This window comes from Pseudomonas sp. NFPP25 (assembly GCF_900116505.1).
In the GTDB taxonomy this organism is placed as follows: domain Bacteria; phylum Pseudomonadota; class Gammaproteobacteria; order Pseudomonadales; family Pseudomonadaceae; genus Aquipseudomonas; species Aquipseudomonas protegens.
Genome location: NZ_FPBG01000002.1, coordinates 334,091 through 356,708 on the forward strand (window position 1 = coordinate 334,091; position 22,618 = coordinate 356,708).

18 protein-coding genes are annotated in these 22,618 nt (G+C 63.9%); 5 read left to right on the forward strand and 13 right to left on the reverse strand.

What is annotated here, in order from left to right:
* Both BM382_RS08515 and lon read right to left on the reverse strand, forming a co-directional pair.
* Window positions 1-393, reverse strand: a complete 393-nt coding sequence (locus BM382_RS08515) for a protease inhibitor I42 family protein (protein WP_072442617.1) — start codon at window positions 391-393, stop codon at window positions 1-3.
* Window positions 394-553: 160 nt separating this feature from the next.
* Complete coding sequence (gene lon / locus BM382_RS08520) at window positions 554-2,974, reverse strand: endopeptidase La (protein WP_011063176.1); 2,421 nt, start codon at window positions 2,972-2,974, stop codon at window positions 554-556.
* Window positions 2,975-3,432: 458 nt separating this feature from the next.
* Between lon and BM382_RS08525 the strand changes: the two genes are divergently transcribed.
* A complete protein-coding gene (locus tag BM382_RS08525; RefSeq protein ID WP_015636861.1) occupies window positions 3,433-5,775 on the forward strand; it encodes a putative bifunctional diguanylate cyclase/phosphodiesterase in 2,343 nt (780 codons plus the stop codon).
* Window positions 5,776-5,811: 36 nt separating this feature from the next.
* Here the strand turns inward: BM382_RS08525 and BM382_RS08530 are convergent, their stop codons facing one another.
* On the reverse strand, window positions 5,812-6,243 hold the full coding sequence (locus BM382_RS08530) for a hypothetical protein (RefSeq protein WP_011063174.1): 432 nt from the start codon (window positions 6,241-6,243) through the stop codon (window positions 5,812-5,814).
* 202 nt (window positions 6,244-6,445) lie between these two features.
* Window positions 6,446-7,063, reverse strand: a complete 618-nt coding sequence (locus BM382_RS08535) for a LuxR C-terminal-related transcriptional regulator (RefSeq protein WP_015636859.1) — start codon at window positions 7,061-7,063, stop codon at window positions 6,446-6,448.
* A 145-nt stretch (window positions 7,064-7,208) separates the two neighbouring features.
* On the opposite strand from BM382_RS08535, the gene BM382_RS08540 reads away from it, so the two are divergent.
* Window positions 7,209-8,867 (forward strand): ATP-binding response regulator, encoded by a 1,659-nt coding sequence (locus BM382_RS08540; RefSeq protein ID WP_072442619.1) that lies wholly within the window; start codon window positions 7,209-7,211, stop codon window positions 8,865-8,867.
* Here the strand turns inward: BM382_RS08540 and BM382_RS08545 are convergent.
* The 6 genes from BM382_RS08545 to BM382_RS08570 form a co-directional block, all read right to left on the reverse strand.
* Window positions 8,845-9,492 (reverse strand): carboxypeptidase-like regulatory domain-containing protein, encoded by a 648-nt coding sequence (locus BM382_RS08545; protein WP_026019976.1) that lies wholly within the window; start codon window positions 9,490-9,492, stop codon window positions 8,845-8,847. The genes BM382_RS08540 and BM382_RS08545 overlap by 23 nt on opposite strands.
* 105 nt (window positions 9,493-9,597) lie before the next feature.
* On the reverse strand, window positions 9,598-9,891 hold the full coding sequence (locus BM382_RS08550; RefSeq protein ID WP_015636856.1) for a hypothetical protein: 294 nt from the start codon (window positions 9,889-9,891) through the stop codon (window positions 9,598-9,600).
* Between the two features lie 229 nt (window positions 9,892-10,120).
* Window positions 10,121-10,432: a hypothetical protein gene (locus BM382_RS08555; RefSeq protein ID WP_019093113.1), complete on the reverse strand. Its 312-nt coding sequence runs from the start codon at window positions 10,430-10,432 to the stop codon at window positions 10,121-10,123.
* Between the two features lie 347 nt (window positions 10,433-10,779).
* The gene (locus BM382_RS08560; RefSeq protein ID WP_015636854.1) at window positions 10,780-13,200 is read right to left on the reverse strand and encodes a glucose/quinate/shikimate family membrane-bound PQQ-dependent dehydrogenase; all 2,421 of its coding nucleotides are present in this window, start codon (window positions 13,198-13,200) and stop codon (window positions 10,780-10,782) included.
* A gap of 117 nt (window positions 13,201-13,317) precedes the next feature.
* Window positions 13,318-14,691 (reverse strand): carbohydrate porin, encoded by a 1,374-nt coding sequence (locus BM382_RS08565; protein ID WP_072442621.1) that lies wholly within the window; start codon window positions 14,689-14,691, stop codon window positions 13,318-13,320.
* A 227-nt stretch (window positions 14,692-14,918) separates the two neighbouring features.
* On the reverse strand, window positions 14,919-16,121 hold the full coding sequence (locus tag BM382_RS08570; protein ID WP_011063167.1) for a benzoate/H(+) symporter BenE family transporter: 1,203 nt from the start codon (window positions 16,119-16,121) through the stop codon (window positions 14,919-14,921).
* Between the two features lie 306 nt (window positions 16,122-16,427).
* Between BM382_RS08570 and BM382_RS08575 the strand changes: the two genes are divergently transcribed.
* On the forward strand, window positions 16,428-17,822 hold the full coding sequence (locus BM382_RS08575; protein ID WP_072442623.1) for an aminotransferase-like domain-containing protein: 1,395 nt from the start codon (window positions 16,428-16,430) through the stop codon (window positions 17,820-17,822).
* 65 nt (window positions 17,823-17,887) lie between these two features.
* Here the strand turns inward: BM382_RS08575 and BM382_RS08580 are convergent, their stop codons facing one another.
* Window positions 17,888-19,927: a TonB-dependent receptor gene (locus tag BM382_RS08580; protein WP_072442625.1), complete on the reverse strand. Its 2,040-nt coding sequence runs from the start codon at window positions 19,925-19,927 to the stop codon at window positions 17,888-17,890.
* 265 nt (window positions 19,928-20,192) lie between these two features.
* Here BM382_RS08580 and BM382_RS08585 point away from each other — a divergent pair, with 265 nt between their 5' ends.
* Both BM382_RS08585 and BM382_RS08590 read left to right on the forward strand, forming a co-directional pair.
* Window positions 20,193-20,423 (forward strand): VF530 family protein, encoded by a 231-nt coding sequence (locus BM382_RS08585; protein WP_019093117.1) that lies wholly within the window; start codon window positions 20,193-20,195, stop codon window positions 20,421-20,423.
* A gap of 8 nt (window positions 20,424-20,431) precedes the next feature.
* On the forward strand, window positions 20,432-21,100 hold the full coding sequence (locus tag BM382_RS08590) for a Pr6Pr family membrane protein (protein ID WP_011063163.1): 669 nt from the start codon (window positions 20,432-20,434) through the stop codon (window positions 21,098-21,100).
* Window positions 21,101-21,172: 72 nt separating this feature from the next.
* On the opposite strand, the gene BM382_RS08595 is transcribed toward BM382_RS08590, so the two are convergent.
* The gene (locus BM382_RS08595; RefSeq protein ID WP_015636848.1) at window positions 21,173-21,958 is read right to left on the reverse strand and encodes a siderophore-interacting protein; all 786 of its coding nucleotides are present in this window, start codon (window positions 21,956-21,958) and stop codon (window positions 21,173-21,175) included.
* Window positions 21,955-22,533, reverse strand: coding sequence for a PadR family transcriptional regulator (locus BM382_RS08600; protein ID WP_011063161.1), 579 nt, complete (start codon window positions 22,531-22,533; stop codon window positions 21,955-21,957). The genes BM382_RS08595 and BM382_RS08600 overlap by 4 nt, the downstream gene beginning before the upstream one ends.
* Window positions 22,534-22,618: the final 85 nt, after the last annotated feature.

A 22,618-nucleotide genomic window follows, 5' to 3' on the forward strand; every position in this document is an offset into this window, starting at 1 on the left:
TCAGTTCACCGTGATCGAGCAGTCGAAGGCCTTCACCGGGGCCTCTTCCGGTGCCCAGGGTTGCTGGTAGGTCAGCAGCAGCCGGCCCTGGCCGCTGGCGAAGGCCTGGAAGCGCCAGATCGACTGCCCGCCACTGCCCACCAGGCCGGTGTCTTCGGGGTTGCTGTAGACCTCGGGGCTGACCTTGCGCAGGATGCCGCCGGCCGAATCCTGGATCGCCCAGCGATAACCGGTGGTGGGGTTGCTTGGCAGGGTGAGGATCAGGTTCTGCCCATTGTGCAGTTGCAGCGGGCATTCACTCTGGTTTTCAACGGTGACGTTCTGCTTGGGCTGGCTGGCGCAAGCGGTCAGCAGGGCGAGGCTGAGCAGGGCAAGAAGGCGGGGTGTGGGCATGGGTCAGGAAGCTCCGATCATTCATGACGAACGGCGAGCATAACTGAAGATGATGGGCGGTGTGGGGAGGGGAATAAAGGTTGGCGGTTATGGCCTGTTCGCCGGCAAGCCGGCTCCTGCGAGGGGGGCCCTGCAGGAGCCGGCTTGCCGGCGAAAGGGGTTAGAACAGTACTTTGGCCACGTCGGCAAAACGCTTGGCAAAATGCACGGTGATGCCTTCCTTGAGGTAGTCCGGCAGTTCTTCGAAATGCCCGCGGTTGGGCTCCGGCAGGATCAGCTCGTGGATCTTCTGGCGCCGCGCGGCGATGACTTTCTCGCGCACCCCGCCAATGGGCAGCACGTGGCCGGTGAGGGTCAGCTCGCCGGTCATGGCCACGCCTTTCTTCGGCGGCTGGTTGCGCGCCAGGGACAGCAGGGCGCTGGCCATGGTCACCCCGGCACTGGGGCCGTCCTTGGGGGTGGCGCCTTCGGGAACGTGCAGGTGGACGAAGGCTTCGTCGAAGAACTTGCTGTCGCCGCCGAATTGCTTGAGGTGCGAGCTGACGTAGCTGTAGGCGATCTCCGCCGATTCCTTCATCACATCCCCCAGTTGCCCGGTGAGCTTGAAGCCGCGGTTGTGGGTGTGAATGCGCGTGGCCTCGATAGGCAGGGTGGCGCCGCCCATGCTGGTCCAGGCCAGGCCGGTGATGACCCCGGTGCCGCTCAGGACCTGCTCGTTACGGAACACCGGCATGCCCAGGGAAGCCTCCAGGTCCTTGGGCGCGATCTTGATCGTGGCGTCCGGCTCGTCCAGCAGCTTGACCACGGCCTTGCGTACCAGCTTGCCCAGTTGTTTCTCCAGCTGGCGCACCCCGGCTTCCCGGGCGTAGCCATCGATCACCGTGCGCAGGGCGCTGTCGCTGATGCTCAGGCTGGTCTTGGCGACACCGGCCTTTTCCAGCTGCTTGGGCCACAGGTGGCGTTTGGCGATGGCCAGTTTTTCTTCGGTGATGTAGCCGGACAGGCGAATCACTTCCATACGGTCCAGCAGCGGGCCGGGAATCGAATCCAGGGTGTTGGCAGTGCACACGAACAGGACCTTGGACAGGTCCATGCGCAGGTCCAGGTAATGATCGAGGAAGTCGACGTTCTGCTCCGGGTCCAGGGTCTCCAGGAGGGCCGAGGCCGGGTCGCCCTGGTAGCTCTGGCCCATCTTGTCGATCTCGTCGAGCATGATCACCGGGTTCATCACCTCCACTTCCTTGAGGGCCTGCACCAGCTTGCCCGGCTGGGCGCCGATGTAGGTGCGGCGGTGGCCCTTGATCTCGGCTTCATCACGCATGCCGCCGACGCTGAAGCGGTAGAACGGCCGCCCCAGGGATTCGGCGATGGATTTGCCGACGCTGGTCTTGCCGACACCGGGTGGGCCTACCAGCAGCACGATGGAGCCGCTGATCTCGCCCTTGTAGGCGCCCACCGCGAGGAATTCGAGGATACGGTTCTTGATGTCGTCGAGCCCGGCGTGGTGCTTGTCCAGCACCTTGCGCGCGTGCTTGAGGTCGAGCTTGTCGTCGCCGAAGACGCCCCAGGGCACGGCCGTGGCCCATTCCAGGTAGTTGCGGGTAACCGCATATTCCGGCGAGCCGGTCTCCAGGATCGACAGCTTGTTCATTTCCTCGTCGATGCGTTTCTGCGCCTGGGGCGGCAGCACTTTGCCAGTCAGGCGCTGTTCGAACTGCTCCAGGTCGGCGCTGCGGTCATCCTTGGTCAACCCCAGCTCCTGCTGGATCACCTTGAGCTGCTCCTTGAGGAAGAACTCGCGCTGGTGCTCGCCGATCTTGCGGTTGACCTCGGCGGAAATCTCTTTCTGCAGGCGCGCCACTTCGACTTCCTTGCGCAGCATCGGCAGGACTTTTTCCATGCGCTTGAGCATGGGCACGCAGTCCAGCACTTCCTGCAGTTCGTTGCCGGTGGCGGAGGTCAGGGCGGCGGCGAAGTCGGTCAGGGGCGACGGGTCGTTGGGGCTGAAGCGGTTGAGGTAGTTCTTCAGCTCTTCGCTGTACAGCGGGTTGAGCGGCAGCAGCTCCTTGATCGCATTGATCAGCGCCATGCCGTAGGCCTTGACCTCGTCGGTGGGCTCGCTGGGCTGATGGGGGTACTCGACCTCCACCAGGTAGGGCGGACGATGGTGCTTGAGCCAGGTGCGGATGCGCACCCGGGTCAGGCCCTGGGCAACGAACTGCAGCTTGCCGTTTTCACGGCTGGCGTGATGGACCTTGACCAGGGTGCCGTACTCCGGCAGCGCGGAGGTATCGAAGTGTCGCGGGTCCTCCTGCGGGGTGTCCATGAAAAACAGGGCAAGGGAGTGATGCTCGGATTTGCTCACCAGTTCCAGGGTTTCGGCCCAGGGCTCTTCATTGACGATGACCGGCAATACTTGCGCAGGAAAGAAGGGACGATTGTGAATCGGGATGATGTAGACCTTGTCCGGCAGATTCTGTCCGGGCAGGGCCAGGCCGGTGCCATGGGCAGCCTGGTGTTCGGTGTTTTCCGGATCGACGTAGTCACGTGGATCTTCGGGAAATTCTTGCTGGTCGCTCATGGAGGCTCCTGCGCGATGGACTATGCAGCTTAGATGGGGCAGGTCGCCGCGGGTTTCAATGGGGGACTGGTTTCAGCGTTTTTCCGAAGCGGTGGGAAATACCGCTGCATCGCCTCTTGCCCTGGCAGAGAAGCGTTGCATAGCCGCGGTCTAGGCTGTTCTTGCTGCATGCCTGGGGGTTTTTGCGAAGGGATTCAAGCTCACTTGAAGGGGCTGTTTGACATGGGTTGTCAATAAAATGACTGCGATGTCACCTGTTTTATTGCGTGATCTTGTGTAATTTGAGGATTAATCTGATTGCCCGGAATGCCGGAATGAAGCTGGCATTTATTTGACGCGCGCATTCAGCTTCTCAGAGGGATGGGTATGAAGAAGGGATTTTTCAGCTTCCGGCAGGGGTTATCCGCGTTGGCCTTTTCAAGGCCCGCCGGGGACTTGGAGCGACTGAGAGCAGCCTTATGAAGTGGCGCCGAACCTTTCAGGCAAGGATTGTCGGGGTGCTGGCGCTATTGCTGTTGGTATTGATTGCCGCGGTGTATTTCGCGGTCAAGACCGCCACTACCCAAGCGGTGGAGCGCCAGGCGCAATTGCAACTGAAGATCGGCACCCGGGTATTCGAACGGCTGCTGGACTTGCGCGGTCGCAACCTGCAGTACGGTGTCGACTGGCTGGTGGTGGATTCCGAGTTTCGCCGGGCGGTGCTCAGCGGCAAGCCGGTGGATATCCTTGCCGCCCTGGCCCAGCATAGCGGCGGCATCCGTTCCAGCGAGATGTTCGTGCTCAGCCCCGAGGGCCGGGTCATCGCCAGCACCCTGCCGGTGATCGCCCGGGACCAGCACTTTCCCTACGACCAGGCCCTGCGCCGGGCCATGCGGCACAACACCCACATGCTCTTCGTCGCAATCAAGGGCCGGCCCTATCTGCTGGTCCAGGGGGAAGTGCTGGAGTCGCTACCCATCGCCCGGGTAGTGATGGGCTTTCCCATGGATGAGCTGTTTGCCCAGGAACTGCGCTCCATGAGCAACCTGGAAGTGTCGTTTCTGACGGTCGATGGTCAGCATCCCGGCGAGCTGTTCAGCACCCAGCCGGAGTTCTTCTGGTCGCCCATCATCAATGTCCTGGCCGACTCCCTGTGGCAATCCCTGCCGCAGTTGAGCGAGACCCATGGCCAGCGTTTCCTCAACCAGGCCTTGCAACTGGCCAATACCGGGGATGCCGGCGATCCGCGGGTCATGGCCTTGCTGCAAAGCCCCCTGGAGCAGGCGTTGCAGGCCTTTGCCCCGCTGGACCGGGAGTTCATGTGGATCGCCATGGTGGCGCTGGTGGTCTCCCTGGTCTGCGCCCTGCTGATGGCGCGGCGGGTATCGCGGCCCCTGGAAGACCTGGCCCAGGCGGCAAGACGCATCGGTGCCGGTAACTATCAGGCCCCGGTAACCATCAAGCGCAGCGACGAGTTCGGGGTGCTGGCAGATGCCTTCAACGCCATGCAGAGCGCCATTGCCACCCGCGAACGGCAACTGGCCCACAACGCTCTGCATGATCCGCTGACCGGGCTGCCGAACCGGGCCCTGGCCATCGAACGCCTGACCAAGGCCATTGCCGCCCGGCGCAATGTGGTGCTGCTCTACCTGGGCATCGACAACTATCGGGCGATCAACGAAGGCTTTGGCACAGAAGGCCTGGACCAGATGATGGGCGAGCTCAGCCGGCGCCTGCGAGAAGTATTGTCCCAGGGCGATACGGCGGCCCGGATCACCGCCAGTGAATTCCTCCTGCTGCTGGAGAACACCGAACTGGACGGGGCCATGGCCATGGCTGACCGGCTGCATGACCTGCTCAGCCGGCCGCAACTGATCCAGGGCGATGAGGTGCGCCGGCAGATCTGCATGGGGATGGCGGTGTACCCCGCCGACGGCAAGTCCGCCGAGGAACTGATCAGCCGCGCCGCTATCGCCCGCCATGATGCTTCGCTCAAGCCCGGTTACTTGCAGGTCTACCAGCAGGACCGAGACCTGGCTCACCAGCGGCAGATCAGCCTGATCCGCGACCTGCGCCGGGCGGCCGCCGAAGGTGAGCTGTTCCTGTTGTACCAGCCCAAGCTCGATCTGCGCCGGGACTACCTGCACCAGGCCGAAGCCCTGCTGCGCTGGCAGCACCCGGTGTTCGGCGTGGTCTCGCCGGCGGAATTCATTCCCCTGGCCGAGCGCACCGGCAGCATGCACAGCCTCACCGCCTGGGTCATCGAAGCCTGTATCCGCCAACTGGCGGAGTGGAACCGCCGGGCCCTGCCCGTACGCCTGTCACTGAACATCTCGGCCAGCGACCTGGAGGACGACGGCCTGGAGGTACGGGTCAGCGATTACCTTGAGGGCTATCAGGTGGCAGCCGAACAGTTGGTGTTCGAGATCACCGAGAGCGCCATCATGCGCGACCCGGAGCAGGCCCTGGCCGTGCTGCAACGCTTGCGCGGCTGCGGCATCAGCCTGTCGGTGGACGATTTCGGTACCGGCTATTCATCCCTGGCGCAGTTGCAGCGCCTGCCGGTGCAGGAACTGAAGATCGACCAGTCGTTCATCCGCAATCTGGATGAAACCAGCGGCGATGCGGTGATCGTGCGCTCCACCATTGAAATGAGCCACAAGCTGGGGCTCAAGGTGGTGGCCGAAGGCGTGGAATATGAGCATTGCCTGAAATTGCTGGAAAGCTGGGGCTGCGACACGGTGCAGGGCTATCTGATCAGCCGACCGTTGCCGACCGAGGCCTTTGAGCGCTGGCTGGTGAACTCCCGGGTGTCGAGCTGAAAGCTGGATGGCCGAGGGGCCATCCAGGGGGCGCGCTCAGGGAGCGGCGGACTCGGCCTTGGTCAACAGGCTTTGCAGCTCCGGCTCTATGCCTTCCTCACTGAGGTTGTCCATGATTTCCAGGATGCAGGGCGCATAGCGGGGCTCGATGGCCGCTTCCGACCAGTCCAGTTCATAGATCGCCATGACCCTCACGTCCAGGTAGGGCGAATCCACCAGCAGGCGTTTCAGTAGCTCAATGGCCGGCGGGCTGCGCAACTCTCCCAGGGACACCGCGCAGCGGTGCTGCCAGTACTCGGGGCGCGACAGCAGGGTTTCGCCGAGGCGTTGCCATTGCGCCGGGGTAAAGGCGTGGAGGACTCCCTTGGCCACCTGCTCGGTGGTGTATTCGTTCCAGTTGGCGGCTTCCGAGTCACCGAACCAGTGGTGTAACCGTTCAAACAACTCATCACGCTTATCCGTACTCATGATGTCTTTCTCCTGCGAGGGCGGTCGCGCCAGCACGCTGTTCCTGGCGTGCCGCCCAATGCCATGGCGTTTATACCGGCGTGCCGAAACCGATGCTGCCTCATTTGCGCAGGGCTTCCCAGCATTAACGGCGCGCGCTGACCAACCGTGTCTTGGCATTCTGGTGCAGGCCGCCCGATAGCGCGGCCCCGATTGTCCCGGTTTACCAGGTGCCGGCGAACTTCACCGCCGCCGCGGCGCGTGACGGCACCTTGAGGGTATGCAGCAGGGAAGACACGTGGATGCGCACGGTGAACGGCGAGATATCCAGCTCTCGGGCGATTTCCTTGTTGGTCTTGCCCTGGGCGATCAGGCGCAGGACTTCCTGTTGCCGGGTGGTCAGCTGGCTCACTTCGGCGCAGGCGTCCAGGGGCAGCAGCAGGCCGGAAGGCGCGTACTTGACCACCACGTCGCCTTCGCGGATGGCCTGAATCGCCTGGCCGATCTCGTCCGGGCTGATGCTCTTGCCGATGAAACCGTCGGCCCCGGCGGCCATGACTTCGGCGATCAGGTCCTGGTTGTCGACCATCGACACCACGATGATCGAGGTGCGCGGCAATTGCTGGCGCAGGCCGGCAATCATGCTGACCGAGGTCAGGCCGGGAAAGCGCAGGTCGAGAATCAGCGAGTCCGGCTCCTCGCCGCTCTCGGCCAGGGCCATTACCGCAGCCAGGTCGCCGGCCTCTTCGAGCACGGCATCGGGCAGCAAGCGCTGGATGGTGCGCAGCATGCCTTCGCGAAACAACGGGTGGTCGTCGGCGACGATAATCCGGCATGTCATGTTTGAAACTCCTTGAAACATCCAGTCCTGTGGGCATGCTAACTTGGCGCACGGCGTTGTAACTGCCCGCTGGTCGTGTCCGATGGGCCAGTTTGCCGAACGGCAAAAGACCACGGCAGCGCATATTGCACAAGGAGGTGATTGCATGAAAGTTGAGAAAGACAGTGAACTCGATCAGGCCACCCTGCGGATTATCGTCGCCGGATGCGCCCTGGTCTGGTTTGGCGTGATCGGCTTCCTGCCGGGGCAGGATGTGGATCCCTACGTGCCGGTGATGATCTACATTTCCCTGTTCATGCTGGGTTCGATCGTGCTGCGCATGGCCATTGCCCGTTGGCCCGGGCACTACCCGGCGCGGCGCATCCTGGGCATGGTCTATGACTACACCGGCACCTGTTACGGCCTGGTGGTAGGCGGCGAGGGGGCGCTGCCGATCTATGCGGTGATGGTCTGGGTCAACCTGGGCAATGGCATGCGTTTCGGCTCGCGCTACCTGGCCATCGCCACCGTGCTGGCGCTGTTCGCGCTGTTCATGGTCTACCTGCTGACCCCCTATTGGCAGGCCCAGCCCTACATGGTGCTGATGCTGATGATCACCAGCACGGTGATCCCGGTGTACGCCCACATCCTGCTCAAGCGCACCCGCCTGGCTTCGGAAGAGGCGATTGCCGCCAACCTGGAAAAGTCCCGTTTCCTGGCCCAGGCCAGCCATGACCTGCGCCAGCCGATCCACTCCATCGGCCTGTTCACCGCCTGCCTGCGCGAAGCCAGCCTGGGGGGGGATGAGCGGCGCCTGGTCGACAACATCGATCGTTCGCTGCTCAACGTCTCGCAGTTGTTCCGCTCGATCCTCGACCTCTACACCCTGGACAACGGGCGAGTGCAGCCCAAGTACGAAACCGTCCACCTGGGCGAACTGCTGCGCGACCTGGTGCGCCAGAATTCCGAGGCGGCGCGCTGGGCAGGTGTCGAACTGCGGCTGCGGCCCTGCGCCCATTGGGTGCGGGTCGATCCGGGGCTGCTGGCGACCATGGTGCAGAACGTACTGTCCAATTGCTTCAAGTACGCCGCGGAACGGCCGGTGCTGATTGGCGTGCGCCGGCGTGGCCAAGGCCTGGCCATTGTCATCTATGACCAGGGCCGGGGGATTGCCGAGGAGCATCTGCCGAAGATCTTCGATGAGTTCTACCGGGTTCGCCAGGTACGGGACAAGGACGTCGAAGGCGTCGGCCTGGGCCTGTCCATCGTCAAGCGCCTGGGGCAGATGACTGACCTGCAGGTGACGATTCGTTCGCGGGTCGACCACGGCACCACGGTCAGCCTGCACGGCCTGTCACTGGCCGCGCCACAGCGTTTGCACGGTCGTGACGAGGCGTTGCAGAGCGGCTTGCTGACCGGGCTGCGGGTCTGTCTGGTGGAGGATGACCGTAACGTGCTGCTGGCCACTTCGGCGCTGCTGGAGCGCTGGGGCTGCGTGGTCCAGGCCGAATCGAGCGGGGAGAACCTGCTGACCGATTGCGACATTATCGTCGCCGACTATGACCTGGGCACCCGGGCCTCGGGTATCGAATGCATCGACAGCATCCGTCAGCAGCGGGGCTGGGAAGTGCCGGCGCTGATCATCACCGGGCACGACATCGAGAAAATCCACGCCGCCCTGCACGACCGCAACATCGCCATCCTGTCCAAGCCGGTGCGGCCGGTGGAACTGCGCAGCACCTTGCGAGCCCTGCGCGAGGCACCGCTGGTGCCTGCCCACAGGGCTGCGGCGCCAGAGACAGTTACCAGGTCCGGCACGGGATAAGCAGGGGGTAGTTGGTCATGGTCAGCTTCTTGTTCTCGCCGCTGGCCAGTTCGACGAAGTCATCCAGCATGCCCGAGTACGAAGAGATCGAACTGCGCTCGGTGTAGTAGTGGGTGGTCACCGGCCCGTAGTTGGTGTTGCTCTGGCCGGTGCCCACGTACTCGTTCCAGCGGCTGGTGCCGTACACCATATCGTGGCCCTGGACGAAGTAGCGGCCCGGTTGCAGCCCCGTGAACTGGAAGATGCCGTTGCCGTCGGTGCGGGTCACCCGGTGCACGGCCAGGGCTTCGGGGACCATGCTCACCGGTGCGCCTTCGGGTTGGGACGCGCGCAACTTGTGCCAGGCCTGCAAGTGCGGGGTGGCCGGGTAGAGATAGATCTCGACGTTGCGGCTGTCTTCGATACCGTCATTGCCGACGATACAGAACTTGCCGGTGAGCGTTGCGGTGCCGGGTTGCAGCGCGGCGCGCGCGGCCTGGGTGTCGAAGGGCTCGTCGGGGTACTGCACGGTGGGAATCTTGACTGGCGGGTATTCGTCCAGGGTTCGCCCTTGGCGCGGCGCGCAGGCAATCAGGGTACAGGCGAGCAGGGCCAGGCCTGTCACCATGAAGAGACGGGGTTTCATCAACTCAGGACCTTTTCAGGAGGGAGCGGTGCTCGCCCGACGCTGTCCCGCTGCTACACCGGGGCAGCCCGTCGCGGCGAACCTGGTTGGCCAGGGGCTAGCGGTTTATTGCTTGCTGCACTCGGCCGGCAGCGCTACTGCTCCACCCATGGTGGCGAAGGCGACCATGCCGCCGCTGGGCAGTACGCAATTGTATTCGCCGGCACTGGTGCTGGCGGTGAAGTAGGTCTGGGACGCGTCGCTGCGCACGTTGGAAACCGTGGAAACCGGCTTGCCAAGGGTGATCTGGGCGCGGTTCTTGAGGTCGTCGTTGCTCGGTTTGGCGATGGCGCAACCGCCCAGGGCGAGTGCCAGGAGGCTGAGCAGGGCAACGGGGCGGAGGCTGGACTGGAGTTTCATGATGAATCTTCCTTGGTGTTGTTGTGTTTTCAACGGCGCAGCCGCTCCCGACACCGCAGGCTGGCAACGGTGGGGAGATCAGATGGTTGCTCGGCACTATAGCCCCGGGTTGGGGGAGGGTCGATTAGCACAAATGGGCTAATGTCGCTTTGCAATTACGGGACTGCTGGGCAGGCGAACAGGGCCGCTTGAGAGGGCCGGCGAGGCGCCGCCGGTCCTGGAGCCGGGGTCAGGTCAGCAGTTGTTCCTGCAGGCGTCGGCCCAGTACGTCCAGCAGGTCGCAGCCATCGCGCAGGGGGATGACGCACAGCTGGGCGAAGTCCTGGAGCAGGGCCGGGTTGCTCTGCAGGTTGTCGTGGCTGGCGATGTTCTCCAGCAACTGGGTGGCCGCGCGGATGCGGTGTGCGGCGGCTTCGTGGAGAGCGTCCAGCGGGGCCTGGGTGTCCACCAGCAGGGCGGGGATGTTGTAGTCGTTGCTGGTGAGGGGCATGTATTGCTCCACGGCTTTGTCCAAAGTGCAGGCTACAAACAGGTCAGGCATTTGCTGGTGCTTTGCGCGCCTGACGATATGGGGGGCTTCCACACCCCTGTCACTGAGTTTTCAATGACCCCCAGACCTTAAGGGCAGAGCCCTTGAGGGGCAAGGTGATGCGATGGGACGTGAGTTGTAGGAATTTTCGGTGACCTTCCTTTGAAGGGCTGCCGGGCGAGCAAGATGGAATGACAAGCCCCTTGTAGGAGCCGGCTTGCCGGCGAAGAGGCCCGCAAGCCATGCAGCGCCCGGGCCCGCACCTTCGCTGGCAAGCCAGCTCCTACGCAGAGGGCGAACGGCACAAAAAAAGGCGGCTACCAGAAGGTAGCCGCCTTTTTCATGCCTGCCGGTAAAGCTTATTCCGACAGTTTGTAGGCAATGATGTAGTCGCCCATCTTGGTGCCCAGGGAGCCGTGGCCGCCCACGACCACCAGCACGTACTGCTTGCCATCCTTGCCGGTGTAGCTCATCGGCGTGGCCTGGCCACCCGCTGGCAGGCGGGACTTCCACAGCTCCTTGCCGTTCTTCACGTCATAGGCGCGGATGTACTGGTCCAGGGTGCCGCTGAGGAAGCCCACGCCACCACCGGTAACCATGGAGCCGCCCATGCTCGGCACGCCCATCGGCAGGCCGATCGGGATCGGCGAGCTGTCACGGCTGGTGCCGTTCTTGTGCTTCCACACCACTTTGTTGGTGGTTAGGTCGATACCGGCCACGTAGCCCCAGGCCGGAGCCTGGCAAGGTACGCCGAGCGGCGACATGAACGGATGCATGATCACCGCGTAAGGCGCGCCGGTGTTGGGTTGCACGCCCGAGGTCTCGCTTTCGCGCTTGCTCCCGGCAGCCACTTCGGCGCGCGGCACCAGCTTGGAAACGAAGGCCATGTAGTTCGGGCTGGTGAACAGCAGTTGGCGAACCGGGTCCAGGGACACGCTGCCCCAGTTGAACACGCCCACGTTACCCGGGTAGATCAGGCTGCCCTGCACCGACGGCGGGGTGTACTGGCCTTCATAGCGCAGCTCCTTGAACTGGATGCGGCACAGCATCTGGTCGAACGGCGTCGCGCCCCACATGGCTTTCTCGTCCAGTGGCGGCGGCAGCAGGTTCAGGTCCGAACGGGCCTGGGTCGGTGCGGTGTGGTCGCCTTCGACTGCGCCGGTCGGGGCCGGTACTTCACGGATCGGCACGATCGGGGTGCCGTCGCGACGGTCCAGTACGTACAGGCTGCCTTGCTTGGTCGGCTGGATCAGCGCCGGCTTGACGCCGTCCGCAGTCTTCATGTCCAGCAGAGTCGGCTGGCTGCCCACGTCCATGTCCCACAGGTCGTGGTGGGTGAACTGGTAGTTCCAGCGCAGCTTGCCGGTGTCGATGTCCAGGGCCACGGTGCCGGCGCTGAATTTCTCGGCGCCTGCGGTGCGGTTGCCGCCCCACTGGTCAGGCATCTGGTTGCCCAGTGGCAGGTAGACCATGCCCAGTTTCTCGTCGACGCTGGCCAGGGACCACATGTTCGGCGAGTTGCGGGTATAGGTCTTGCCTTCCGGCAGCGGAGTGGTCTCGTCCGGGTTGCCCGAGTCCCAGTTCCACACCAGGTGGCCGTCGTGCACGTCGAAGGCGCGGATCACGCCGGACGGCTCGTTGGTCGACTCGTTGTCGGTCACGTGGCCGCCAATGATCACCAGGTTACGGGTGATGGCCGCCGGGGAGGTGGAGTAGTAGCCGCCCGGGGTGAATGGGCCGATACCGGCCTTCAGGTCCACGGCGCCCTTGGTGCCGAAGTCTTCACAGACCTTGCCGGTGTCGGCGTTGATGGCGATCAGGCGCGCATCGGCGGTAGGCAGGAACAGGCGACGCGGGCAGCTGGTGGCGATGGCCTGGCCCGCGGGGGACAGGGTGGCCGGCTGGCTGATGGCGTCGGCGTTCTTGAAGTTGGCTTCGTCGTAGTACGACACGCCACGGCAGGTCATGTGTGCCCAGCCACGGAAGTCGTCGCCGTTGGGGCCCTGGATCTGCGGATCGAAGCGCCAGATTTCCTTGCCGGTATCCGGGTCCAGGGCCAGCACCTTGCTGTGGGCGGTGCAGGCATAGAGCTTGCCGTTGACCTTCAGCGGGGTGTTCTGGTTGGTGATTTCCACCGGGTCCTTGTCGGTCGGCATGTCGCCGGTGCGGATGCGCCAGGCTTCCTGCAGCTTGCCGATGTTGGCCGGGGTGATCTGCTTCAGCGGCGAGTAGCGATCGCCGAACTCGGTGCGGCCGTAGGCCTGCCATTCACCGTCGGGGATGGCCGGCGCGGTGCTGGTCATGTCCGCGGTGTCGCGGCCCAGGTCACCGGAGATTTCCCCGGGGTTGGTGAACTGGCTGCCAATGGCGGCGCCACCGGCCAGGACCACGGCCACGCTCAGGGCAGCGGTGCCCAGCGGGGCCGGGCCATCGCGCAGCAGCGGGCGACGGAACCAGGGCAGCAGCAGGACCACGCCGAGGGCGAACCACAGCGACAGGCGTGGCACCAGTTGCCACCAGTCCAGGCCGATTTCCCATAGCGACCAGACGGTACTGGCGAACAGTACCAGGGCGTACAGGCCCAGCGCCGCGCGTTTACCGGCCAGCAGCAAGAGGCCGGTCAACGTCAGGCCGATACCGGCCAAAACGTAGTACAGCGAGCCGCCGAGCATGCTCAGCTTGATCCCCCCGGCCAGCAAGGCCAGGCCCATTAGCAGCAGCAAGATCCCGAGCAGGCTTGGCAGCAAGCGGCTCGGACTTGAAGCACCCTCAGTGCTCATAGTGTGGTTCTCCGTGACGTTTAGAGTGTTCCCGCGCATGTTCACTGTAGATGACGATCAGGCGCGGGCTTGGTTCAGCTGAAAACTGTGAATGGCGTCGTTGTGTGCCTGTCGGCCTTAGAACGAACTCTGGATCTTGATCCCGCCGATCAGGGCGTCGTCCACCCGGCTCACGCCGCCGGGGTGGCGGATGTATTGCAGGTTGGGGCGCACGGTCAGCCAGTTGGCCAGGTGCACGCCGTAGTACAGCTCGGCGCTGTATTCGGTGTCCTGGGGCGGCAGGTAGCTCGGGTTGTCGTATTCGTAGAGCGCCCGGGCCTGGTTGCTGGCCTGGGCGTTCTTGCGGTACGCCGGGTTGACATGGACCCGGGCCAGGGCAAAGCCGATGTCATCCTTGGCCCGGGCATCGAACAGCCCCTTGTAGACCAGGCCCGCCTGGACATAGTTGTCGATGGCGTTGGTCTTCTTGTCGTGGGCGGTGACGTTGGCGAACAGGCTCAGGCCGCGGGAGTGGTCGCTGGCCTGGCTGGTGACCTGCTGTTGCGCGCCCAGCCACAGGCCGTGCTTGCTGGAGCTGCTGCGGTAGGCCTCGCCGGTCAGGGCTGCAGGCTGGCCATTGCCATCCTTGTAGACGTCGCTGGCCTTGGCGCTGCTGTAGTAATAGCCGGCGCGGTACTCACCGGCCAGGCCGTTGAGTTTGGGTGTCCACACCAGTTCCACTGGCAACAGTGTGCCCTGGGTGCCGCTGCCGCTGAGCTTGAAGCCGTTGTCGCGATCGAGGTTCGAGGGGTTTTGCTCATAGGCACCGATCTGTGCGTAGAGCTCGGCGTTCAGGTGGTACTTGACCCGCAGGGCCCACTGGCTGACCGGCCAGTTGTACCAGACGCTGCCGGCCCAGTTGCCCACCTGGGAGCCGCAGAACGCCAGGTTCTGGAAGTCGCAGGGAAAGCTGTTGAAGTCTTCGCCCTGGCCGAAGCGGCCGGCCTTGATGTCGAGCTTCTGGTCGAAGAATTTCTGCTGGTACCACATTTGCGTCAGGCGCCAGGTCTGGCCGCGGCCCCAGACTTCCTGGGCCGAGGTGAAGCCGCCGACCCGCGGGTCGTTGATCCGGTCGTTGCTGATGTTGTCGCCGTCGCGCTTGGTCACCGTCAGTTGGAATTCGGCGTCGTCCCAGCCGAGGATCTTCTGCAGGTCCAGGTGGCTGCCGAAGGCAAACTGGTCGCTGTAGCGCGCGGTGCGGTCGTGGTCGTAGCCACCGTGCAGGTTGGCGCCCATCTCGCCGACGTAGTCGATCTTGAAGTCGTAGCCTTTGTTGGCCAGTTCCGTGCGGGTGCCATTCCAGTCGCCGAGCATCCATGGTGAGTCACTGTCGAAGGCCGGTGCGGCCTGGGCGCAGGCGGCAAATCCAAGGGCGCCGAGCAGGCTCAGGCTCTTGGGCAGGGCGACGGAAGTCAGGACAGCGCTGTCTTTTAAACGCTGAAAAGTGGGCATAGGCATTCGGATAAGGTCTTTTTCTAGGAATAGGCAGAAGCAAGGGCATGGCGCGTAGCATCGATGCAGGTTGATCGAGAACGGCAGGCCACTGATTTCAAAGGGAAAGATGAAACGGTTCAGCTTTATTAGGGGGCTAAGGATAAAGCGCCGTCTCCGGGAGAGAAAGCGCTTTTATTGACATGAACAGTTTCGCAATCGGTAACAGTTCCCGGCCCGGGCTCTGCTCAGCGTGGGGTGCTGGCCTGGGCGAGGCTGGGTTTGTGCCGGGTGTGGCTCAGGGCAAAGTGCGCCACCAGGCCGAAGATCAACCCCCAGAACGCGGCGGCTAGGCCCAGGAAGCTCATGCCCGATGCCGTGACCAGGAAGGTGATCAGCGCCGCTTCACGCTGTTTTTCGTCGGCCATGGCGCCGCTCAACCCGGCGCTGATGGCGCCGAACAGGGCCAGGCCGGCCAGTGCCGCAATCAGTTCCTTGGGTAGGGCGGCGAACACCGAGGCCAGGGTCGCGCCGAAAATCCCCATGAGGATGTAGAACAGGCCGCAGGCGATCCCGGCGATGTAGCGCTTATCCTTGTCTTCATGGGCTTCGCGGCCGGTGCAGATGGCAGCGGTGATGGCCGCCAGGTTGATCCCGTGGGAGCCGAACGGCGCCAGCAGTGCCGAGGTGATGGCTGTCCAGGAAATGATCGAGCGGGCCGGGGTGTTGTAGCCGGCGCTGCGCATCACCGCCATGCCCGGCACGTATTGCCCGGTCAGGGTGACCAGGGCCAGGGGCAGGCCGATGTTGATGATGGCGTGCCAGCTCCACTCGGGAGCGATGAAGATCGGCTGGGCCATCGCCAGGGTGATGGCACCGCCATTGAGTTCGCCCAGGCCTGCGGCCATCGCGCAGCCCACCAGCAGCACCGCGAGGATCGCGTAGCGGGGTGACAGGCGCTTGCCCAGCAAATAGGCGGCGATCATCGCCAGCACCAGGGCCGGTTGCAGGCTGACCGAAGTGAACAGGCCGGCGCCGAAGCGGAACAGGATGCCCGCCAGCATGGCGGCGGCAATCGCCTTGGGCAGGCGGCTCATGAGCTTGTCGAAGGCCCCGGAAAGCCCGACCAGCGCGATGAGCAATGAGGCCACGATGTAGGCGCCGATGGCCTGGGGCAGCGACACCGTGGGTAGCATCGACACCAGCAGCGCCGCGCCGGGGGTGGACCAGGCGGTGATCACCGGCACTTTCAGGCGCCAGCTCAGCAGCAGGCCGGTGAGGCCGCTGCCGATGGAGATGGCCCAGATCCACGATGACACCTGGTCGCTGGGCAGATGGGCTTCGCGGGCGGCCTGGAACACGATGATCAAGGGGCCGGCGTAGGAAATGATCACGGCGATCAGGCCGGCGATCACGGCGGAGAGGGACAGGTCCTTGCTGAGACTGTGCATGGCATCTCGACTGGGCATGGGTGGGAGGGATTGAGTCGATTGGGTTGGTGCTGCCTGAGTGTATTTCAATGAATTGAATCGATTCAATTGTTTCTCGGGATGGCTGTACCGAAGTTGACTGTGGTTTGTTGATAACTTAATGATTTATAGGGATTTATAGATCATATAAAAATTTTTTAGCGGTTTTGAGTCGCCAGTTTGGCTTGAAGATCGAATCAATTTTCCAAATGAGTCGATGTTAAGGGGCGATCCATGGCTGTGATATGCTCCGGTCCACCTCAACGCAGCCGATGGTCATCAGCCTCCATGTGGGTTCCCCAGTTAAGCGAGTTCAATCAACCGGTCTACCTGTCCATCGCCGACGCCCTGGCGCGGGATATCGGCAGCGGTTTGTTGAATGATGGTGACCGCTTGCCGACTCTGCGCGAGCTGGCGGTAACCCTGAATGTCACCCCTGGCACCATCAGCCGCGCCTACAGCGAAGCTCAGCGGCGCGGGTTGGTGCAGGGCGAAGTCGGCCGCGGCACTTACGTGCTGGCGCAGCCGCCGCTGGTGTTGCCCGAAGGTTCCAGCGCTCCGTCCCTGTCCCTGTCCCTGGGGCAGGCCGAAGCCCTGGACCTGTCGATCATCAAGCCCTACAGCGAAACCCTGGAGTACTGGTTGCGTGGCGCCCTGGTGGGCATGGCCCGCAGCAGTGACTTCGGCCGGGCGCTGGACTACGCCCCCGATGGAGGCCACCCGGCTCATCGCGAGGCCGGGGCGCAGTGGTTGCGGCATTCCTTGCCCGAGGCCAACTGGCAGCAGGTGGTCATTACCTCCGGTGCCCAGCACGGGCTGATGGTGGCCATCAGCGCCCTGAGCAACGCCGGCGACCTGGTGCTTTGCGAGTCGCTCTGCTACCCGGGCATCATCTCCGTGGCCCACGGCCTGGAGCGGCGCCTGCGGGGCGTGGCCATGGATGAAGAGGGGATACTCCCCGAGGCCCTGCGCGAGCAGTGCCTGCGGGAAAAACCGGCGCTGCTGGTGTGTGTCGCCAGTTGCCAGAATCCCACCACGGCGATCATGTCGCCAAGGCGTCGGGCGCAGATTGCGGCGATTGCCGAAGAGTTCGATTTTTTGATCATCGACGACGATATCTACGGCTTTCTCGCCACCGATCCGTCGATCAAGCCGCTATCGAGCTATGCGCCGCAGCGTTCGGTGTACCTCACCAGCCTGTCCAAGGCGATCATGCCGGCGTTGCGCGTGGGTTACCTCTACAGCCCGCCGAAGCTGCTGTCGCGGCTGAGTTCCATGGTCCGTAGCAGCGTGTGGATGCCGTCGCCGCTGACCGCGCAATTGGCCAGCAATGTGATTGTCGAGGGATTGGACCGCAAGCTGGTGCAGACCCAGCGTAACGAAGCGGCGGCGCGCCAGGCGATTGCCCGGGACGTGTTTGCCGGCCTGGAGATCCGGACCCAGCCCCACAGCTATCACCTGTGGCTGACCTTGCCGGAGCCCTGGACGGGCGATGAGTTCGCCACCCTGGCCCGAGCCAATGGCGTGCTGGTGATGAGCGGCAGCCAGTTCCAGGTGGAACGCGGTGCCAGCTCCCGTTGTGTGCGGGTGGTATTGATGTCGCCCACCACCCAGGACGAGTTGCGCTTTGCCCTGACACAGCTGGCCAGCCTGATCGAGGCTGACCCGCGGCGTTACCGCTAAACCCTTGGCCGGCAAGCCGGCTCCTACGGGGCCGTGTAGGAGCCGGCTTGCCAGCGAACAGCGCCTTAAAAGGTAGTACGCAACCCCACTTCCACACTGCGCCCCGCGGCCGGCGCGATATCCCGCAGGATCGAGCTGGCATAGCGCACGGTCTGGTTGGTCAGGTTCTCGCCCTTGACGAAGGCCAGCCACTGGCTATGTCCGATATCGAAGCGATAACCGGCACTGGCGCCAAAGGTGGTGTAGCCATCGGTGCCGCTTTCGTTGTCCGGCACCCGGCCCTGGCTGGCGGCATGTTGTACATCCAGGCGTGCTTGCCAGCGGTCCAGTTCCCACAGCAGGCCACTGTTCAGGCGCAATGGAGCGATGCGGGGCAGGTCCTGGCCGTTATCCAGGTTCTTGGCCCGGGTGTAGTCGCCGGACAGTTCCAGGGCGAACTTGCCGTAGGCGTTTTCCCCCAGGGTCCAGCGATCCTGGGCCTCGATCCCACTGAAGCGTGCCCGCACTCCGCTGTAGGCGTATTCCGGGATGCCTGTCGCATCTTCTTCGCCTTCATCGTTGAGGGTGCGCCCTGTGCCCAGCAGGCCGATGTAGTTGGAGAAGTGGCTGTAGAACACGCCGACGCTGCCTTTGTGGATGCCGTTGTCGAAGCGTAGGGCCAGGTCGCTGGACACGGCTTTTTCCTTCGATAGCTTGGCGCTGCCCACTTCATAGGTGCCGGTGGCGACGTGGGCGCCGTTGGCATACAGCTCGTAGAAGGTCGGGGCGCGCTCGGTGTAGCCCAGGGTCGCGGCCAGGGACCAGACCGGGGTCAGGGTGTAGACCGCCCCCGAGGACAGGCTGCCGGCGGTGAAGCTGCTGGACTTGTCGGCCTGGGCGAAGCGTGCGTTGCCCTTGCTGTCCGGGTCCACGGTGGTGTGTTCCAGGCGCCCGCCGAGGCTGAGCCGCAGGCGTTCGGTGGCTTGCAGTTCTTCGAGGATGAACAGCGCGCCGCTGTTGGTATCGGTCTGTGGCACGAAGGCTTCTTCGCCCAGGGCGGAGAATTCGTTGCGGTTGACCTGTGCACCGATCACCCCTTCGAGCGGGCCCAGCGGCTGGTGCCGGGCCTCGACACGGGCCTCGTAGCCCTTGTTCTTGAAGGTGGTGCCGGTTTCACCGCCCTCGATCTCGCGGTGTTCGTAGTCGGTGTAGCCGGCGTTGAACTTGAGCGAGCTGAACGGGCCCTGCAGGTTGCGCAGTTCCGAAGCGAAGGCGTAGTGGTCCTGCTTCATGCGGATGCGCACGTCTTCTTCGGCGGGGGAGCCGTAGTTGGAGTCGTAGTTGCTGTAGGACAGGCCGGCATAGCCGTCGTCCCAGGTGTAGGAACCGCCGATGGCACCGCCGTCCTGGCGACCGTCGCTGTTGCCCAGGCGGCCTTTCTTGCCATCCCCGTCTTCACTGGCCGCAGCGTGACGGCTGCGGGCGTAGCCGGGAATCTTCAGGTCATTGAACTGCCGCGAGTTGGCATCCAGGTGCAGGGCAAAGGTGCCATCGCCGGCTTCCAGCTTGCCGGCGCTGCTGCGGGTGGTGTCGGCGCCGCCGTAGCGCAACTCGCCCGCCCCGTGGATGCCCTCGATGGCCTCGGTGGGAATCCGATTGTCGAAGCTGTTGACCACCCCGCCAATGGCGTTACCGCCGTACAGCAGGGCCGCCGGGCCGCGGACGATCTCGATGCGCTCGACGTTAACCGGGTCCAGGGGCACCGCATGGTCGTAGGACAGCGACGAGGCGTCGAGGGCCCCGACGCCGTTCTGCAGAATGCGAATCCGGTCGCCATCCAGGCCGCGAATGATCGGCCGGCTGGCCCCCGGCCCGAAGTAGGATGAAGACACGCCCGGCTGTTTGTTCAGGGTTTCACCGAGGCTGCCTTTTTGTTCCAGGGTCAGTTGGTCGCCTTCCAGCACAGTGCTTGGGGCGGCCAGTTCGGTGCTGCCCAGGGGGTTGGCGGTGATGACCTGCTGGGGCAATTCCACGGCATGGGCCTGGGAGGCGATCAGCAGCGCGGCGGACAGTGGCGACAGGCGCCAGAGCAGGGAGCGAGAAGGGCGGGGAGTTGAGCGGGACATCGGTCATTCCTTGGCGAACAGAGCGCTAGGCGCTTTGAGTCAGTGAGCAGGCGGGACACGGGGGTGCCCAAAATACGGGTGAGTTGTTATTGATTGATACAATATAACATCTCTTTTATTTCGAAAAGCCAGGAACTTTTCGCCGTTCATGCCCGATCGCCTCGGTGGCGGGCTGCGACTACAGTTACTCAAGCGTGCTGGCGCGGGGCCAAGCCCTCGGCTAAGGTGCGCGGCTTTCCTCATTTTCTTCCCGCAAAGGCCTGGCATGACCGACACCCACACCGACCCGCTGCATGGCGTGACCCTGGAACAGATCCTCAAGGCGCTGGTGGAACACTACGAGTGGTCGGGGCTGGCCGAACGCATTGATATCCGCTGCTTCAAGAGCGACCCGAGCATCAAGTCGAGCCTGACCTTCCTGCGCAAGACGCCCTGGGCGAGGGAGAAGGTCGAGAAACTCTATGTGAAGTTGCAACGCACCAAGCGCCCGCTTTAAGGAGCCCTATGGCTGGCTTCTCGCTGCCGGGGCTGTGCACTCGGCGTGGCCTGATTGCCGTGGCGGCGATCCTTGGCTGGTTCGGGCTGACCGTCCAGCTGTACCTGATCCTGCTGTTGCGCTGGGACAGTGGCGCCAGCCTGCTGGGCGGGCTGGTGAACTTCTTCAGTTTCTTCACCGTGCTCAGCAATACCCTGGTGGCCAGCGTGCTGACCTGCGCCCTCAACCTGCGGGTTTCCAAGGGGCAGGCGTTCATGCTCCAGCCCTGGGTCAGCGGCGCCGTGGCGGCGAGCATTCTGCTGGTGGGGCTGGCCTACAGCCTGCTGTTGCGCCACCTGTGGCATCCCCAGGGTTGGCAATGGCTGGCGGACGAGTTGCTGCATGACGTGATGCCGCTGCTGTTCCTGGTCTATTGGTGGTGTTGCGTGCCCAAGGGCGGGCTGCGGATGAGGCACATCGGGTGGTGGACGCTCTACCCGATTGTGTATTTCGCCTACCTGTTGCTGCGCGGGCACTTGCTTGGGCTGTACCCCTATCCCTTCATCTCCGTGGACAGGCTGGGCTACCCCCGGGTGCTGCTCAATGCCCTCGGGATATTGGCGGGGTTCGTCCTGGTATCCCTGCTGTTGCTGGGGCTGGACCGCTGGCTGGGTAAACTCCGGTCCCGGGCCCCGTAGGAGCCGGCTTGCCAGCGAAGGGGCCCTTGGGACCGCCTTCGCTGGCAAGCCAGTTCCTACCCTGATGCGCGATTATTCTTCTTCGCTGCTGTCCAGGCGCCAGTAACCGGCGGCCTTGACGAATTCGTCGTTGAGCTGGTGCTCATCCAGCAGCACTCGACGCACCTGGCGCGACACCTTGCTCTCGGTGGCTACCCAGGCATACAGCTTGCCTTGCGGCACCTGCACCTGGCGCACCGTGCTGATCAGGTCCTGCCCGCCTGCGTCCCGTTCAACCCAGATCACCTGCACCTGGGCGGCGCTGTCCAGAGCCTGGCGTTCGGCGGCGTTCTGCACCTCGATCACCGCCAGCACCTGGCGCCCGGCCGGCAGTTCTTCCAGGCGCCGGGCAATGGCCGGCAGCGCGGTTTCATCGCCTATCAGCAGGTAGCTGTCGAAGATATCCGGCACCACCATCGAGCCCCGTGGCCCGCCAATGTGCAGGAACTGGCCCGGTGCGGCCTGTTCGGCCCAGGTGGAGGCGGGGCCGTCGCCGTGGAGCACGAAGTCGATGTCCAGTTCGCCCAACTCCAGGTCGTAGCGGCGCGGGGTGTAGTCGCGCATGGCGGGCATCGGGCCGCTGTCCTTGCCCGGGCCCAGTACCAGGGTTTCCAGGGCGGCTTGCTGTTCGGCGTTCTGCGGGAACAGCAGCTTCACATGGTCGTCGCTGCCCAGGCTGATGAACCCGGCCAGCTCAGGGCCGCCCAGGGTGATGCGGCGCATGCGCGGGGTCAGGTCGACTACGCGCAGCACCTCCAGGCGGCGGCGCTTGATCTCGTGCATGACCCGATGGATGGACAGTTCTGGGCTGGCAGTCATTGGCTTTTCTCCGGGGCGGGGTGGCTCACAGGACCATCGACAATGGCCTTGGCGGTGTTGTTCAGCAGGTCGCGCACCCGAAGGATTTCTTCCGGGCTCCAGCGGCCATGGTGCATTTGCAGGGCGTGGCGCAGGTTGTGCACCGCCTCGTGGATTTCAGCGGGGCGATCATGTCCGCGCAGGGAACGCTTGCTGACCTCGATGCGCATGCGCACGCCGTCCAGGGCGATGGCCTGCTCCTGCAGGGAAAGACGTCCGGCGTCGGTCACGCTGTAGCGCTTTTTGCCGCCTTCGGCATCGCCCTGGATCATTTCGCTCTCTTCGAGAAAGGTCAGGGTCGGGTAGATCACCCCGGGGCTGGGGCTGTAGGCGCCGTCGAACATGCTTTCGATCTGGCGGATCAGGTCGTAGCCGTGGCAGGGCTGCTCGGCGATCAGCGCCAACAGCAGCAGTTTCAGGTCGCCGGGGGCGAATACCCGGGGCCCGCGGCCACCGCGTTCGCGGCCCGGGCGGCGTTCGAAGATCTCATGGCTGTCCCCGTGCTCGCGATGGGGAGGGTGGTGGTGCTCTCTCATTTTCTCTTTCTCCGTTTCGATTTAGACATAACTTAAGATATATCTTAAGAGCGACGCAAGCACTTCTGCCTGCGGCAAAGCTGCC

Bases quoted from the DNA above. Each gene is read 5' to 3' on its own strand.
- BM382_RS08570 (WP_011063167.1), bottom strand. From the start codon at position 16,121: ATGCACAGTCTCAGCAAGGACCTGTCCCTCTCCGCCGTGATCGCCGGC.
- BM382_RS08580 (WP_072442625.1), bottom strand. From the start codon at position 19,927: ATGTCCCGCTCAACTCCCCGCCCTTCTCGCTCCCTGCTCTGGCGCCTG.
- BM382_RS08515 (WP_072442617.1), bottom strand. From the start codon at position 393: ATGCCCACACCCCGCCTTCTTGCCCTGCTCAGCCTCGCCCTGCTGACC.
- BM382_RS08550 (WP_015636856.1), bottom strand. From the start codon at position 9,891: ATGAAACTCCAGTCCAGCCTCCGCCCCGTTGCCCTGCTCAGCCTCCTG.
- BM382_RS08545 (WP_026019976.1), bottom strand. From the start codon at position 9,492: ATGAAACCCCGTCTCTTCATGGTGACAGGCCTGGCCCTGCTCGCCTGT.
- BM382_RS08585 (WP_019093117.1), top strand. From the start codon at position 20,193: ATGACCGACACCCACACCGACCCGCTGCATGGCGTGACCCTGGAACAG.
- BM382_RS08555 (WP_019093113.1), bottom strand. From the start codon at position 10,432: ATGCCTGACCTGTTTGTAGCCTGCACTTTGGACAAAGCCGTGGAGCAA.
- BM382_RS08595 (WP_015636848.1), bottom strand. From the start codon at position 21,958: ATGACTGCCAGCCCAGAACTGTCCATCCATCGGGTCATGCACGAGATC.
- BM382_RS08530 (WP_011063174.1), bottom strand. From the start codon at position 6,243: ATGAGTACGGATAAGCGTGATGAGTTGTTTGAACGGTTACACCACTGG.
- BM382_RS08575 (WP_072442623.1), top strand. From the start codon at position 16,428: ATGTGGGTTCCCCAGTTAAGCGAGTTCAATCAACCGGTCTACCTGTCC.
- BM382_RS08600 (WP_011063161.1), bottom strand. From the start codon at position 22,533: ATGAGAGAGCACCACCACCCTCCCCATCGCGAGCACGGGGACAGCCAT.
- BM382_RS08525 (WP_015636861.1), top strand. From the start codon at position 3,433: ATGAAGTGGCGCCGAACCTTTCAGGCAAGGATTGTCGGGGTGCTGGCG.
- BM382_RS08590 (WP_011063163.1), top strand. From the start codon at position 20,432: ATGGCTGGCTTCTCGCTGCCGGGGCTGTGCACTCGGCGTGGCCTGATT.
- BM382_RS08560 (WP_015636854.1), bottom strand. From the start codon at position 13,200: ATGAGCACTGAGGGTGCTTCAAGTCCGAGCCGCTTGCTGCCAAGCCTG.
- BM382_RS08565 (WP_072442621.1), bottom strand. From the start codon at position 14,691: ATGCCCACTTTTCAGCGTTTAAAAGACAGCGCTGTCCTGACTTCCGTC.
- BM382_RS08535 (WP_015636859.1), bottom strand. From the start codon at position 7,063: ATGACATGCCGGATTATCGTCGCCGACGACCACCCGTTGTTTCGCGAA.
- lon (WP_011063176.1), bottom strand. From the start codon at position 2,974: ATGAGCGACCAGCAAGAATTTCCCGAAGATCCACGTGACTACGTCGAT.
- BM382_RS08540 (WP_072442619.1), top strand. From the start codon at position 7,209: ATGAAAGTTGAGAAAGACAGTGAACTCGATCAGGCCACCCTGCGGATT.